General features: G+C 29.6%; 17 protein-coding genes. 9 read left to right on the forward strand and 8 right to left on the reverse strand.

Translation table 11 applies throughout. From position 1 onward, the window contains the following. Positions 1-1029, forward strand: coding sequence for a WYL domain-containing protein (locus Q0873_RS06540; RefSeq protein ID WP_299105215.1), 1029 nt, complete (start codon positions 1-3; stop codon positions 1027-1029). Between the two features lie 54 nt (positions 1030-1083). Here Q0873_RS06540 and Q0873_RS06545 read toward each other — a convergent pair whose 3' ends face one another. Beyond that, entirely contained in the window at positions 1084-2505 is a 1422-nt protein-coding gene (locus Q0873_RS06545; protein ID WP_299105217.1) for a hypothetical protein, read from the reverse strand. 101 nt (positions 2506-2606) lie between these two features. On the opposite strand from Q0873_RS06545, the gene Q0873_RS06550 reads away from it, so the two are divergent. The 3 genes from Q0873_RS06550 to Q0873_RS06560 are packed head-to-tail and all read left to right on the forward strand — an operon-like array spanning position 2607 to position 6566. After that, complete coding sequence (locus Q0873_RS06550) at positions 2607-3131, forward strand: RNA polymerase sigma factor (RefSeq protein ID WP_299105219.1); 525 nt, start codon at positions 2607-2609, stop codon at positions 3129-3131. Positions 3132-3175: 44 nt separating this feature from the next. After that, complete coding sequence (locus Q0873_RS06555) at positions 3176-4075, forward strand: FecR family protein (protein ID WP_299105221.1); 900 nt, start codon at positions 3176-3178, stop codon at positions 4073-4075. Between the two features lie 46 nt (positions 4076-4121). Further along, the gene (locus Q0873_RS06560; RefSeq protein ID WP_299105223.1) at positions 4122-6566 is read left to right on the forward strand and encodes a TonB-dependent receptor plug domain-containing protein; all 2445 of its coding nucleotides are present in this window, start codon (positions 4122-4124) and stop codon (positions 6564-6566) included. Positions 6567-6647: 81 nt separating this feature from the next. Here Q0873_RS06560 and ssb read toward each other — a convergent pair whose 3' ends face one another. From ssb to Q0873_RS06580, 4 genes are all read right to left on the reverse strand, one after another. Then, positions 6648-6983 carry a single-stranded DNA-binding protein gene (gene ssb, locus Q0873_RS06565; protein ID WP_299105225.1) on the reverse strand — a complete coding sequence of 112 codons (336 nt, stop codon included), beginning with the start codon at positions 6981-6983 and terminating at the stop codon, positions 6648-6650. A 394-nt stretch (positions 6984-7377) separates the two neighbouring features. Then, positions 7378-7518 carry a hypothetical protein gene (locus Q0873_RS06570; RefSeq protein ID WP_299105227.1) on the reverse strand — a complete coding sequence of 47 codons (141 nt, stop codon included), beginning with the start codon at positions 7516-7518 and terminating at the stop codon, positions 7378-7380. A 249-nt stretch (positions 7519-7767) separates the two neighbouring features. Continuing rightward, on the reverse strand, positions 7768-8754 hold the full coding sequence (locus tag Q0873_RS06575) for an ATP-dependent Clp protease proteolytic subunit (RefSeq protein ID WP_299105229.1): 987 nt from the start codon (positions 8752-8754) through the stop codon (positions 7768-7770). Positions 8755-8900: 146 nt separating this feature from the next. After that, positions 8901-9833 carry an IS1595 family transposase gene (locus tag Q0873_RS06580; RefSeq protein WP_299105231.1) on the reverse strand — a complete coding sequence of 311 codons (933 nt, stop codon included), beginning with the start codon at positions 9831-9833 and terminating at the stop codon, positions 8901-8903. A gap of 112 nt (positions 9834-9945) precedes the next feature. Here Q0873_RS06580 and Q0873_RS06585 point away from each other — a divergent pair, with 112 nt between their 5' ends. Next, entirely contained in the window at positions 9946-10413 is a 468-nt protein-coding gene (locus tag Q0873_RS06585; RefSeq protein ID WP_299105233.1) for a hypothetical protein, read from the forward strand. A 6-nt stretch (positions 10414-10419) separates the two neighbouring features. Here Q0873_RS06585 and Q0873_RS06590 read toward each other — a convergent pair whose 3' ends face one another. The 3 genes from Q0873_RS06590 to Q0873_RS06600 all read right to left on the reverse strand — a co-directional run bounded on the left by Q0873_RS06590 (position 10420) and on the right by Q0873_RS06600 (position 11830). Further along, positions 10420-10782: a hypothetical protein gene (locus Q0873_RS06590; RefSeq protein WP_299105235.1), complete on the reverse strand. Its 363-nt coding sequence runs from the start codon at positions 10780-10782 to the stop codon at positions 10420-10422. 22 nt (positions 10783-10804) lie between these two features. Beyond that, positions 10805-11356, reverse strand: a complete 552-nt coding sequence (locus Q0873_RS06595; RefSeq protein ID WP_299105237.1) for a type II toxin-antitoxin system antitoxin SocA domain-containing protein — start codon at positions 11354-11356, stop codon at positions 10805-10807. Positions 11357-11506: 150 nt separating this feature from the next. Beyond that, positions 11507-11830 carry a hypothetical protein gene (locus Q0873_RS06600; protein WP_299105239.1) on the reverse strand — a complete coding sequence of 108 codons (324 nt, stop codon included), beginning with the start codon at positions 11828-11830 and terminating at the stop codon, positions 11507-11509. Positions 11831-11872: 42 nt separating this feature from the next. Between Q0873_RS06600 and Q0873_RS06605 the strand changes: the two genes are divergently transcribed. From Q0873_RS06605 to Q0873_RS06620, 4 genes are all read left to right on the forward strand, one after another. After that, positions 11873-12148 carry a helix-turn-helix transcriptional regulator gene (locus tag Q0873_RS06605; protein ID WP_299105241.1) on the forward strand — a complete coding sequence of 92 codons (276 nt, stop codon included), beginning with the start codon at positions 11873-11875 and terminating at the stop codon, positions 12146-12148. A gap of 304 nt (positions 12149-12452) precedes the next feature. Next, positions 12453-13019, forward strand: a complete 567-nt coding sequence (locus Q0873_RS06610) for a DinB family protein (protein ID WP_299105244.1) — start codon at positions 12453-12455, stop codon at positions 13017-13019. Continuing rightward, the gene (locus Q0873_RS06615) at positions 13016-13558 is read left to right on the forward strand and encodes a GNAT family N-acetyltransferase (protein WP_299105246.1); all 543 of its coding nucleotides are present in this window, start codon (positions 13016-13018) and stop codon (positions 13556-13558) included. The genes Q0873_RS06610 and Q0873_RS06615 overlap by 4 nt, the downstream gene beginning before the upstream one ends. Beyond that, the gene (locus Q0873_RS06620) at positions 13548-13898 is read left to right on the forward strand and encodes a hypothetical protein (RefSeq protein ID WP_299105247.1); all 351 of its coding nucleotides are present in this window, start codon (positions 13548-13550) and stop codon (positions 13896-13898) included. The genes Q0873_RS06615 and Q0873_RS06620 overlap by 11 nt, the downstream gene beginning before the upstream one ends.

Below are 13898 nucleotides of genomic sequence, written 5' to 3' on the forward strand. Positions count from 1 at the left end.
ATGGCTTCTAATAAAAACGCTTTAATACGATATAAAACGATTGATCAATGTTTGCGAAATACTATGCGTCGTTGGACTTTAGAAGACCTAATCGATGCTTGTTCTGATGCTTTATATGAATATGAGGGAAAAGATGTATATGTGAGCAAACGAACCGTTCAGCTAGACATTCAAATGATGCGTAGTGATAAATTAGGATATAATGCCCCCATTGAAGTATACCAACGTAAGTATTATCGTTATGCAGAAGAAGGGTATTCTATTATGAACATTCCGGTTACTGAAAATGATGTAAAAGTGATGAATGATGCCATCCAAGTACTACGTCAGTTTAAAGATTTTTCTTTGTTTAAAGAAATGGACGGTGTTTTACAACGATTGGAGGACTCGGTATACTCTTCTCAAAAAAATAATAGGGCTATTATTCATTTAGATAAAAATGAACAGTTAAAAGGATTAGAATTTATAGACCCCTTGTATAATGCTATTCAGCAAAAAAAAGCTTTAAAAATTAGGTACCAATCATTTAAAGCTCTTGAGCCTAGTGATAAAGTAATACACCCACAATTAATAAAAGAATATAATAATAGATGGTTTGTTTTGTCCATTCATAAAAATAGTTATCTAACATTGGCTTTAGATAGAATTATAAATATTTCGGTGGCAGATAATACAATTTATAAGGATTTAAATATTGAAGGAGATGTTTTTTACAAAGATGTAGTTGGAGCTACAGTTCCCAATTCTCGACCTCAACGTATTCAATTTTGGGTAGAAAAACAAATGGCTCCTTATGTTTTTACCAAACCTTTTCACAAATCTCAACGTTTAATTGAAGAAAAAGACGATGGAACAATATTTAACATTTTTGTTAAGATAAATTTCGAGCTAGAAAGACTTCTTTTAGGTTATGGAGATTCTATAGAAATATTAAAACCTCAAAGACTACGAGAACGTATTCAGAAAAAATTACATCGAGCACATCACAAGTACACCCTAAAAGAAGACTCAAAAAAACCAGCCGAGTAACTAATCAACTGGCTGGTTCATCAAGAATAAATAAAAGGAATTTATTGGGAGTAACTATTTTTTGTTAAAAATTAATATATCTTCAATTGTTCCACTGCTAGTATATGTTTTTAGCATTATTTGACTTTCAGAAAGCTCCACAACTTTCCACCCTTCGTTAAGTCTTTCTAAAATATCATGTTGTTCAAACTCCAGAGATAACTTAGCTCCTTGGTCTAGTGATTTCCAATCTCCAGAATGAATACTCGTTCCTTTTTTAGCCTTTACAACTCCAGAAGTTTCAAAATAGAATTCATACTCAGCAAAATCTTGAGTTAAGTTTTCTCCATTATCTGAATACTTTTCTACAACCCAAACATTGTTCGGAGAAGCTAACGTTTCACTTAGGTTATCCCCGCTATTGCTTCCTTTATTACAAGAACTTTCAAATCGAAGTTTATCTTCTCCAGAAAACAAGCTTACCTGTATTTCGTCTGTATCAGTGTCTAGTTCATGTAAAGTCCAAGTTTTATTAAACTTATCAAAACCATCAACATTAATAGTAATCATAATGTTATTTGCTTCTCCAGATGCTGTCCATTCTCCTTCAGAAATGTTTCCGTTTTTAATAATCTTTAATGATCCATTTTCTCTAAAATAAAAAGTAGCTTTTTCGTAATTATCGGTATAATCTTCTCCGTTAATTTTTAATCTATCTACTTTCCATTCTTCACATTTTCCAAAGAACTCATTTAAAATATCTGTAGTACAAGTATCACAATCATCATCGTTATAATCGTTATCATCATCTTCATCACAACTGTTAACTGCAGTATTAATTGCTTCTTCTAATTCTTGTAAATTATTTATAGTAATAAGCGTATCATTTGATAATTTTACTTTAATAGGGAAGTTTATCGTTACAGCAGCATATTGCTCTAAATCGTTTAACATTTTAAATAATTGCTCATCATCTTCTAAAGTAAGTGTTAAAATCAAATCGTTATTTTCATTAAAAACAGATGCTGAAAAAGGATACTCAAAATCTAAACATTCAATATCATCATCTTCTTCATTCTCTCCATTACAGTTTCCTGCCAATTCTTTTAACTCTGCATCAGAATTAACTGTTTTAACGGTATGATCACTTAAGATAACTTCAATTGGATATTTAATTTCCACTGTATCTACATCATCATCGAATAAATCAAAAAGATCTTCTATTTCTTTATAACCATCTTCATTGTCAATGGTAATTTCATTTGAGTTTACAGTAACTGTTACTGGTAATTTTACTGTTATACAACTTGCTTTATCTATAATATTATCTTTAGATCCATCTCTTAAAGCGGTTCTATTCATTAACCTAACAACAGGAGATTTATCTACAAGAGCATTCTTTACAGGTGGATCAATAATTTTTATTTCTTCAGTTCTACAAGAAAAAAGAACCAAAGTTGCAATTAGTAATAATAAGGTGGATTTTAAAAATTTCATAAATCTTGTTTTTTAGTTCGTCTTTATTTTAAAACAACTACATTTTTAAATGTCCCGAAAAAATTTCTATCTTTCTAAAGATTTTTTAATTCTCCCTTACATTGTCAAAATCTTTATTCGAAAATATTTGTGATAAAAAGCACTTTTCTGCACTCTATGAAAAGTATGCTCAAGGACTAAGTAATTTTTTATATTATAAATATGGTGATACTCATAACCCAAGTGATAAAGCTCAAGATGCTTTTATTAAACTTTGGGAAAACTGTGCTAAGGTAACCCCAGAAAAAGCGAAGTCATTTTTATATACAGTTGCAAATAATCTAATGCTAAATTCTGTAAAGCATCAAAAAGTGGTATTTAAATACCAAGAAGTAAGACCCATAGATTATACTAACGAATCTCCTGAGTTTGTTTTACGAAAAAAAGAATTTTTACAACGATATGAAAAGGCGTTGGCTAGTTTAAAAGAAGAAGAACGAATTGCTTTTATGCTGAATAAAATTGATGGAAAAACCCACAAGGAAGTTGCCGAGTTGATGGGAGTAACCAAAAAGGTAGCAGAGCACAAAATTTATGCGGCTTTTAAAAAGCTAAAAGATCAACTAGAAGAATTAAATAAAAAATAATGGGACATTTTAAATTAAAGTTGTTCTATATATAAAGAGGAATAATGGAGAAAAATGAGTTAATTGAAAAATGGTTAAAAGTCGAGCTAACACATGAAGAGCAAGTTGCTTTTGATGCATTAGATGACGCCCCTTTTTTAAAAGAGATTATTGAAGAAGGGCAGCGTTTTAGCGCTGACAATCATACTAAAGTAGTTTCTTTTGACACTTTAGAAAAGAAATTACTTGCTAAGAAGAAATCGAATTGGAAAAGATTGATTCCAAGAATTGCCGCTGTATTAGTTATCAGTTTAGGGCTCTTTTATTTCATGTTTGATTCAGCTTCGAAAAATTTCAATACGCACTATTCAGAAAATAAAACAGTTACACTTCCAGACAATTCAATTGTTCAGTTAAATGAACTGTCTACACTACAATATCAAGATAAAAATTGGGATGCAAATAGACTTTTAAAATTAGATGGAGAAGCTTTTTTTGATGTTGAAAAGGGAAGTCGTTTTGATGTAAATACTACCTACGGAACAGTAAGTGTTTTAGGAACTGAATTTAACGTAATATCTAGGGACAGTGTTTTTAAAGTTTCTTGTTATGAAGGGCTGGTACAAGTAAGTTACCAGCAGAAAACTGTTCAATTACCAGCAGGCACTGAATTTACATTTAGAAACGGCAATGCAGAAAAGTCATCTATTGTATTGGCAACTCCACAATGGTTAAACGATCAAAGTACTTTTGAACGTATTCTTTTAACGAATGTAATTACCGAACTGGAAAAGCAATATCAAATTACCATAACAACCCATTTAAAAAACAATGCAGTTTATTTTACTGGAGCATTTACTCATAATAATATGGAAAGTGCTCTGAAGGCAATAACACAGCCCTTTAATTTAACATATACCATTAAGAATAAAACAGAAGTAATCATTTCTGATGAACCAAACTAAAAGGAATTATTTTACTTTTTGTATATACTTTTTAGGATGTTTTACAATGATTGCTCAAAGTAAATTACCTCTAAAAAATATACTAAAGGAAATTACTACTCAACACAATATTCAATTTAATTACAATAGTAATTTTATTGATAATATTAGTGTATATGCGCTATCTAAAGAGCTTCCTTTGGCTCAGAAATTTAAAACAATAGAGTCTCAAACTTCTTTAATATTTACTAAAATAGACAACAACCACTATAGTATTTCAAAAGTCTATAAGGTTTGTGGATATGTAAAAAGTTTTGATAATCAATCTGCTTTAGAAGGAGCAAGCATTCTTACAAATTTTAAAAATGTTGTGAGTAATGAGCAAGGCTATTTTGAAACCTTAGTGCGATTTTCTTCAGAAAAAATAACCATTCGATTCTTAGGTCACCAACCTCTTACCCTTACATTACAATCTTTCTTAAAAAACGATTGTAAAACCATTTATTTAAAAGAAAAGCAAGAAGAAATTACGCAAGTTTCTTTAACGGGTTATTTGATTAAAGGGATTGACAAAAATATTGATGGAAGTATTGCTATTGATTTTTCTGAATTCTCTTTACTTCCCGGATTAATAGAAGCTGATGTATTGCACTCTATACAGGCATTACCAGGTATCCAAAGTGCTGATGAAACGGTATCAAACATTAATATTAGAGGAGGATCTCACGATCAAAACTTAATTCTTTGGGATGATATTAAAATGTACCAATCGGGGCATTTTTTTGGTTTAATTTCTAGTTTTAATCCACAAATCACCCAAAAAGCGATCGTTACCACTAACGGTTCTGACGCTTCTTTATCTAACGGTGTTTCGGGTACAATTCATATGAAATCTGATGATAAAATTCAACGAGAACTTAAAGGTAGTTTTAGTTTAAATTTTATCAATGCTAATGCTTTTTTAGATCTTCCTTTAGGAAAAAAATCATCTATTCAAATTGCCGCAAGAAGGTCAATTGATGAATGGTTGAGAACTCCAACGTATGAAGAATATTTTGAACGTGTTACTCAAAATACTGAAGTAGCAAACAATGTTGTAAATGTTACCAACTCCAATCAAAGTTTTAAATTTTACGACACTTCACTTCGTTGGTTATATAAACCAACACCTAATGATGAAATACGTGTTAATTTTATAACTATTAATAACGATTTAACTTTTGACGAAACGGCCACAGTAAATGCTTCTATAGAAAGTAAAGAAAGTAGTTTGTCTCAGAACACTATTGCTGGCGGAATTAGCTATAAACGAAACTGGAGTGATGATTTCTCTACTCAATTGAATATCTACGAAACAGATTATAATCTCCAAGCCATCAATGTAAATATTTTTGATGACCAGCGTTTTTTACAAGAAAATACTGTTTCAGAAACTGGAACTAAATTAGAGGCAAACTATCATAAATATAACTGGAAATATACATTGGGGTATAACTTTACCGAATCGCAGGTTACCAATTTAAATGATGTTGACAATCCTAGATTTTTAAGATTGCGTTCAGATGTAATACGAGAACATGCTCTTTATGCTCAGACTCAATTTCAAAGTTTAAATAATGACTTTATTATTAAACCAGGGATTAGAGTTAACTACATAGAAAAATTTAAAATGACTATTATAGAACCTAGAATTAGCATTCATAAAAAGATTTCTTCAAAGATCACCTCTGAAATATTAGGAGAGTTTAAACACCAAAATGTTTCGCAAATCATCAATTTCCAAAACGATTTTTTAGGTATTGAAAAAAGACGTTGGCAATTATCTGACGACAATGAAATTCCAGTAATTACCAGTAAACAATTATCATTTGGAATTAACTATATAAACAACTCTTTATTATTAGATATCAAAGGGTATTATAAATCCATAGATGGTATTACAACACAAAGTCAAAGTTTTACCACCAAATATGAATTTGTAAAAGAACAAGGAAGTTATAATGTATGGGGAGTTGAGTTTTTAGCAAGAAAAAAATTAAAGAACCTCAACACTTGGTTGAGTTATTCTTTTTTAAGAAATAAATATACTTTCGAAAATCTTGAGGAAAAAAGTTTTCCAAGTAATTTCGATTTTACACATTCTATTACCTTAGGTAATACTTATACCTACAAAACTTTTAAATTCTCCGCTGGAATTAACTACCAAACAGGAAAACCAACTTCTTTCCCTTTAGAAAATCAAGAAATTATTAATAATAATGTAAATTTTGGCAAAGCTAACAGTGGCAGATTGTCTAATTATTTTAGAATGGATGCTTCCGCTACCTATCAATATAAAATTTCTGAAAATGTAGGAGCCGATTTTGGCTTTGCTATTTGGAATGTTACAGGAAGTGAAAATGCGATTAATAATTACTACAGAATTAATCAAAACACCAATGAGGTAGATAAATTTACAAGATTGTCTTTAGGACTTACCACCAATATTTTAGTGCGGTTTAATTTTAACTAAAAAAACGAGCTAAACAATTTAGCCCGTTTTATTCTTTCTTTTTCAATTTCTTTTCTAGTGGTGATATAGCAATTCTCCCCTCTACTTATTTCCTAACATTAGTAACTCATTACAAACAACTTCTGTTACATAACGTTTGTTTCCTTCGTTATCTTCAAATGATCTTGAAGTTAGTTTTCCTTCAATAACCACTTCACTTCCTTTTTCTAGATACTGTTCTATAATTTCGGCAGTTTTGTTCCACGCAACAATATAGTGCCATTGTGTATCTGTTACTTTTTGACCTTGACTATTTCTGTAGGTCTCGTTGGTGGCCAATGAAAATTTAGCCAATTTTTTACCACTATCTAAAGTGATAATTTCTGGGGTGTTTCCTAAGTTTCCAATTAACTGTACTCTGTTTCTAAGTGCATTCATAATTATTATTTTTTCGTTAAACAGTTAAGACATTGTCGTTTCAATAAATCGACTCTGCAAATATCCGACATCATGCAAGTTATAATTGGTTAGTAATCGTTTGTTTTCGTTTGTAAATGAATGTAAACGAATATTTTTTGTTATATTTGGTAACTATATACAACTTGGGACAAGTCATTATAGTTTTGTTTTACAGTAATTTTTGTGATTTTTTAAAAAGTCAAATTTCGTAAGCAACAAAATACTTACTTCCTGCAAGTAGTACAGGCGGATATACCAAAATTTAAACTTCCCAGCTTTCGCTTATAAGAATAAGAACTATCTATAAACTGCTAATGTCTTGATATAGACAAGCTACCCTAGCTAAACGGTCAAAACCGATTTATAGAGAATATTATTTAGTTTCTTTTATTTCTAACATACCAAGAACCTCATCAAAAGAAGCATCTATTTTCAACTTCTCCTGATAATCTTTTTTGTTTTCTTTTTTAGATTCTTTCTTAGAATCGTTTATTTTCTTTTTGTTCTCAGACATATAACAAATTTAATAATTAACTTTTTCATATAAAAATTGTTAACATAAAGACTTCTTTTAAAAAAAAATAACATCTCTTAAGAGATGTTATTTTTTTCTTTTTATAAACTAGAACTTAAAACCTTATCATAAAATTGAGCTTTTTTATTTGTTGTCCTAATCCTATTTTTTATAACTTTATTATCTACATTTCCGAAATTGATTCTAAACAAAATCATTTTTTCTTTATTCGTTTTTACTTCTATATTATTATTGTTTGACTCCATTTTGCTCTTTCTTTGATTTTACTTCACTTTTGATTTCTTTTAAACTACTATCCTGATTTGTTTCTTCCTGAGTTTCTAAAATTTCTTCTAACTCTTTTTTAGAATAAACAAATCCAATAAAACTAAAATCGCTACTATCCATTAAAGCTGAAGAAACTTCACTCAACTGAGTAGAATATTCCTCCGATATCTCTTTAGATAGTTTAACGTTTTTTAAAACTTTTGATATGAAATTAAAGTCTATTACATATCCATGATCTGGACATTGGTTCACTAAATAATCTACTAATACTTGTCTATTATATTCTGGTAGAGATCTATTATATTCTGTAAGAACTCTTATCGCATAATGTTGCCCAATATCTAAAGCTCTTTTTTTACTACCTAAATTATAAGGGTTTATCTGACTCAATAATGGTTTGTAAAACTGAGATAGATATTCAAATAATTGCCTTGATAATTCAACTTTATTAATTTTGACATCATCAGTATTATATAGTGATAAGTACATACTATAATACAACTCTTTCGATCTTGACTCAATAAGTTTAACTGAATATTCATCGTTTAGGGCACTCTCTCTATCGTATTCAGGACTATCATCCTTTTGAATAGCTATTTGAATATCTAAAGGGCCAAATTCACCAAACTCATCCATGATAATTTCACTCCCTCCTAAACTTAATAAAGTTGCTGCGCTTTTTGCCCAAAATGGAACAATAATATTAACTTTTTCAAAATTATTCCTTAGTGTTCTTATTATTCTGTATGCATCCGCTGGGCTTCCTCCTGGAGAATTAATAATAAAATCTATTTCATCAGATTTAGGACACTCTTTTTTATAATCAAGTATCTCTTTTCTAACTTGGAACATACTACTAGGTTCTATACTAGAACAAAATAGGAATTGTGGAATACCTCTAGTTTCTTTTAATTCTCCTACAAGGTCTAAAATGATAGTGCTTTTCAAAATCTATTTTTTGGGGGTAAAAATATGTTTCTATTTTTTGTAATACATAAAATTTCATTTAAACTCTATGTATGCCACTAATTTATAAAAAATAATTAAATGGGTGGAGTAAAATAAATGTTTTAACATTTACAATACTTAAACCCTTATTTTATTAACTTTTTATAAGACAAAACACCTTCACCATTCGATAAAAATTTCATGAATCGATCATGCGTAGAAAGTTCACGAGTGTTAAATCTAGCTGAATATTCATCTAAATACCTACTTAAGTGTTTCTCACTTACTTGGTGATAAATACCATATAAACCACGCTTTAAAACACTCCAAAAGTTTTCGATTGTATTCGTGTGAACATCACCAATCACATATTTATTAGAGCTATGTTTAACTGTTTTGTGGGAATAATTTGAACTTAAATAGTTATATACAGGTGCTTCATCTGAATAAATTGTAGCTCCTTTAACAACACTATTGGATATAAACGCCTTAACGTTATTCAATTGAGCATTAGGACTATGTTTTAAGATTACTTTTCCTTTACGCTCTACAATACCAATTACAGTTCTTTTAGGAAAATATATTTTACCTCCATTCGTAAAGTTTGCATTAACTGCTGAACGTCTTTTCTTATAATGCCTATTCTTTTCCTTACCTCCTATATAAGTTTCATCAACCTCAACAGTTTTAGTACTACCTAACATTTTTGGTGCTCTTTCTTTTAGCATTTCTCTAATTCTATGTAATACAAACCATGCTGACTTTTGAGTGATTCCTAAATCTAAAGCAAGTTGAACGGAGCTAATACCTTTCTTATGATTTGTCGCTAAGAATATCGCCGCAAACCAGATACGCATCGGTATTTTACTATTCTGAAATATAGTTCCTACTTTAACTGTAAACTTTTTATAACAATCATTATTTGAACATTTATAACCTCTATTAGTTTTATAAGGCTTATCACTACCACAATGTGGACAAGTTGGGTTTCCTTTCCATCTTATCTTCTCGTAATACTCAATACAAATACTTTCTTCTCTGAAATAATCTAGTAGTTTTGGTAGTGATTTAAAGTTCATTATTTTCTTTTTCTTTTATAATTACACTACAAATATACGTAAAAATATTTATTTATACGTTAATTAACGTATAAAATACAGTTTATATGTATTTTTATCCTATATTTACATTATGGAATTTATAGAAAGTTTGCTAAAAGAAAAGGAGTTACTACTTAAAAGACTCGAATATATAGATGCAACCCTTATGCGACTATATAAGAATGAATCACCTGTTAGACTAAAGGAAAACCAATTTCAAGTTAATACATTTCCAATCTCAGAAAAGAGACCAGAGAAAGTATTATGGCTTTTTAGAAATGTATTTAAAACTGGAGTAAGATCTTTTCAAATACAAGAAGCTTTTAATCAATTTAACGGATTAAGCTCAAAAGGAAAAGAAATTAAATTAGAAGGTATTTTAAGAGGACTTAAAAGAAGTGGCAGATTAGTTATTATTAAATATAATCAATCTAATAAACTTAGTTTTTGGGGTCTTTCTGAATGGGTTGGAGATAATGATTTCAAAGACGAGTATAAACCCTTAGAATACTTACCAGATAATATTGAAAATATTGAAGTAATTATACACAAGTCCTAAACTTTCCTAATTATCACTTTGCTTTTTTGAATCTTGATTAGGGAATAAGTTTTTTAAGATTATCATCATCATACCTATAACATTAGCAGTGGTCGTAATCAAAAGTGTTTTTAATATTCCATCGCTTAATCCATAGATATTATTATTTCCCGTTAAAATTAATAAAACTGCCACTAACCAGAATGAGATTAATATAGTAAAAGCTGTAGCTAAATTTTTTCTTAAAACTGTATCCTCTCTGAACCTTTCTTCTTGAGGAGTAACTTCTTGATTTACGTTAATATTATCTCTTACCGCCTCTTCAAAATCTTCTGTATCAACAGTTCTATCATCATCTTGATCAGGCATTCGATCGTAAAAGTTAGTCATAGTAAACGGGGGATTAAGGATGTTAATTAGCTTCTTTTAATTTAGGTTTATAATGATCAATTATTAAGTCATTTGGAATTTCTGAATTGCATCCTTTGCAATAAACTTTTTCCCAAGGAGTTCCCTTTTTATGTGTCATTGCACTAAGCATAATACCATCATATTGTCCATACATTTCCCAAATTTTTTCAAGAAAACCAACATCTTCATTTTTTATTGTTTCTTCTTTATCGTATGACAGAGGCTCGGTAAGATCTATTCTACCATTTATTTTTATACTTCTATATAAATTAGGAAAAACAGGACCATAATCCCAAGCTTGTACTTTCTCATTTACAAGTTTTTCTTCCCCATCTTTTAATGTCATATACCAAGCATCCGCTAAATACACTAACTTAAGTATTTTCATCGGAGTTAATTGTCCAAATTTAGACTTCGATTTTATAAAATAATTTGCTATTGTTATTGAGCTATACGTCATTTCATTAGAGGGTTTTATTTCTTTTTCTTCTATAACAAAAATACGCATTAAAAAATTTTTAAAAAAATTTAAAAGCGTATCAATTTTTTTCATATTTCATATTTTCTTAAAATTAAGTTCAAAAATAAGACCAGATTTATAATAAGGTCAATAAAACTAATTCGCTGTATAATAGTTAACAATAAAAAAAAGAGACACTCATTAAAATAAGCACCTCATTTTTGTTTATAAATCTTATCTGATTTAGTCATTTAAAGCCTTAGCCAATCTATTTAAAGCGGCAAAAGCGAACCACAAAGCTACTGGTTGAAATATTACTGCAAGTATTGCTATAAACATAGAAGTATTTTTCCATGTTACAATAAAGTTCCATATAGAGAATAAAACAAATAGTCCAATCCCGAGGTATAAGTCTATAAAACCACAAACAACAGCAATCAATAACCTAACGAGTACCCATGTGTTAAATACGTTGTACCCATAATTATCCATTGCACTTCTCCATATTATATATCCTACAATAATCAATACTAAAGGTAGACCTACTAAAAGCAATAACATTTCCATAATTTTTAATTTTAATTGTTTCAGCTAAAGTATAAAAAGGTTATGATATATCATAACCTTAAACGATTGTTTATTGATGTTCTTTATAATATGGAAGATATCGATAAGAAATATCTAAAGAAAGTAGGTAAGAATATCTCAAAGACTAGAAGGTCAAGAGGATACAGTCAACTAGACGTTTGTGCTATAATTTCAATGGAGAAATCTAACTTGTCTAGTATAGAGAATGGCAGGCAAAATCCTGCTACTTTAACTTTAAAAAGAATTGCTGATGCAATTGGTGTTGAGGTTAAAGTATTTTTTGAGTTTGATAAATAAAAACCACCCTATACAGGATGGTTTTCTTAAATTTGCCCTAAGCTCAGATTATAATATGAAGAGTGAGATTAACCGCTAAAATTGACCTTTATGGAAAATTTTGAAATAGTTCAAGACTTTCTACAAAGTGGGTTTCATATTGCGATGATAGCACACGTAATTTTAATTCACTCACGTAAAACTAAGAGCTAGGTTTCTAGTTACTGACCACCAGCAATGGTGGTCTTCTTATATTCATAAGGTTTTTAGTTTATAAAAAAGACCTTATTTATTTTCTATATATTTATAAAATTAATTTATAAAAATGGTGTCTTGTCCCAAGTTGTATATAGATGCCTTATATTTGACCATGGACTTCAGTATTGACAAGGGTTTAGAGGTTTTAGAAAAAACTCCTAATACATTAATTTCTTTATTAGAAAATCTTTCTGATGAGTGGATTTTCTCCAATGAAGGTATTAAAACTTGGTCTCCATTTGATGTAGTTGGTCATTTAATACATGGTGAAAAAACGGATTGGATTCCTCGTTTAAAAATTATCTTATTTGAAGAAGATAAACATTTCATTCCTTTTGATCGTTTTGCGCAATCAGAACTTTCCAAAGGAAAAAGTTTACATGATTTGTTGAAAGATCTCAAACAACTTAGAGAAGAAAACATTCGTTATTTACGCTCATTAAACTTAACAACAAACCAATTAAAGCTTACAGGTATTCATCCTGAGTTTGGAACTGTAACGGTAAGTGAGTTATTAGCTGCTTGGGTAGTACATGATTTAGGACATATAGCTCAGATTTCAAGAACTATGGCAAAACAATACAAAGAAGCAACAGGTCCTTGGCCTAAATATTTAACCATCTTAAACAAATGACATTTTACCTAGAAACCGAACGATTGATATTAAGAGAGTTTCAAAAACAAGATACTGCTGGTATTTTTGAATTAGACTCAAATCCAGAAGTCCATAAATATCTTGGAAATAGACCAATTACTACTTACAAACAAGCAGAAGACATTATTAGCTTTTTTGAAAAACAATATAGAGAAAACGGTATTGGAAGATTTGCTGCTTTTGAAAAGGAAACCGGTGATTTTATAGGTTGGTCTGGATTAAAATTCAATACTGGAGAGAAAGAAGAGCTCAATGGCTTTACTGAATTTATTGATATAGGCTATCGTTTGATTCCTCGTTTCTGGGGAAAAGGTTATGCTTCAGAGTCTGCTTTTGCTTGTTTAGATTTTGGTTTTAAAAAGATGAATTACGATATCATTTATGGAGCTGCCGAAGCAGACAATATTGGATCTAACAAAATTCTACAAAAAATAGGTTTAAAGTATATCAATAACTTTGTTTTTGAAGGACATGACGCAAAGTGGTACGAATTGAAAAAAACAGATTATGAGCGATAAAAAATGTTTGGAGTGTGGCGACAAAGTTATTGGTAGAGTAGATAAAAAGTTTTGCTCTGATTATTGTAGAAATGCCTTTAATAACAAAGTAAATAAAGAAAGTAAAAACCTTATACGAAATACCAACAATCGTCTACGAAAGAACTATAAAGTACTTTCAGATTTAAATATTTCTGGCAAAACAAAAGTAACTCGTAGGAAGCTTTTTGATAAGGGTTTTGACTTTAAGTTTGTTACTTCCATATATACAACAAAAGCAGGTAATACCTACTTTTATGTATATGACCAAGGATACTTAGAATTGGAAAATGAAATGTATTTGTTAGTAAGACAAGACTAA

This window comes from uncultured Tenacibaculum sp., from assembly GCF_947498805.1.
Lineage (GTDB): Bacteria > Bacteroidota > Bacteroidia > Flavobacteriales > Flavobacteriaceae > Polaribacter.

What these genes read in the sequence shown, in the direction of transcription:
- Q0873_RS06540 (WP_299105215.1), top strand. Translation starts at nt 1, where the DNA reads ATGGCTTCTAATAAAAACGCTTTAATACGATATAAAACGATTGATCAA.
- Q0873_RS06545 (WP_299105217.1), bottom strand. Translation starts at nt 2,505, where the DNA reads ATGAAATTTTTAAAATCCACCTTATTATTACTAATTGCAACTTTGGTT.
- Q0873_RS06555 (WP_299105221.1), top strand. Translation starts at nt 3,176, where the DNA reads ATGGAGAAAAATGAGTTAATTGAAAAATGGTTAAAAGTCGAGCTAACA.
- Q0873_RS06560 (WP_299105223.1), top strand. Translation starts at nt 4,122, where the DNA reads ATGATTGCTCAAAGTAAATTACCTCTAAAAAATATACTAAAGGAAATT.
- ssb (WP_299105225.1), bottom strand. Translation starts at nt 6,983, where the DNA reads ATGAATGCACTTAGAAACAGAGTACAGTTAATTGGAAACTTAGGAAAC.
- Q0873_RS06570 (WP_299105227.1), bottom strand. Translation starts at nt 7,518, where the DNA reads ATGTCTGAGAACAAAAAGAAAATAAACGATTCTAAGAAAGAATCTAAA.
- Q0873_RS06580 (WP_299105231.1), bottom strand. Translation starts at nt 9,833, where the DNA reads ATGAACTTTAAATCACTACCAAAACTACTAGATTATTTCAGAGAAGAA.
- Q0873_RS06585 (WP_299105233.1), top strand. Translation starts at nt 9,946, where the DNA reads ATGGAATTTATAGAAAGTTTGCTAAAAGAAAAGGAGTTACTACTTAAA.
- Q0873_RS06590 (WP_299105235.1), bottom strand. Translation starts at nt 10,782, where the DNA reads ATGACTAACTTTTACGATCGAATGCCTGATCAAGATGATGATAGAACT.
- Q0873_RS06595 (WP_299105237.1), bottom strand. Translation starts at nt 11,356, where the DNA reads ATGAAAAAAATTGATACGCTTTTAAATTTTTTTAAAAATTTTTTAATG.
- Q0873_RS06600 (WP_299105239.1), bottom strand. Translation starts at nt 11,830, where the DNA reads ATGGAAATGTTATTGCTTTTAGTAGGTCTACCTTTAGTATTGATTATT.
- Q0873_RS06605 (WP_299105241.1), top strand. Translation starts at nt 11,873, where the DNA reads ATGATATATCATAACCTTAAACGATTGTTTATTGATGTTCTTTATAAT.
- Q0873_RS06610 (WP_299105244.1), top strand. Translation starts at nt 12,453, where the DNA reads ATGGTGTCTTGTCCCAAGTTGTATATAGATGCCTTATATTTGACCATG.
- Q0873_RS06615 (WP_299105246.1), top strand. Translation starts at nt 13,016, where the DNA reads ATGACATTTTACCTAGAAACCGAACGATTGATATTAAGAGAGTTTCAA.
- Q0873_RS06620 (WP_299105247.1), top strand. Translation starts at nt 13,548, where the DNA reads ATGAGCGATAAAAAATGTTTGGAGTGTGGCGACAAAGTTATTGGTAGA.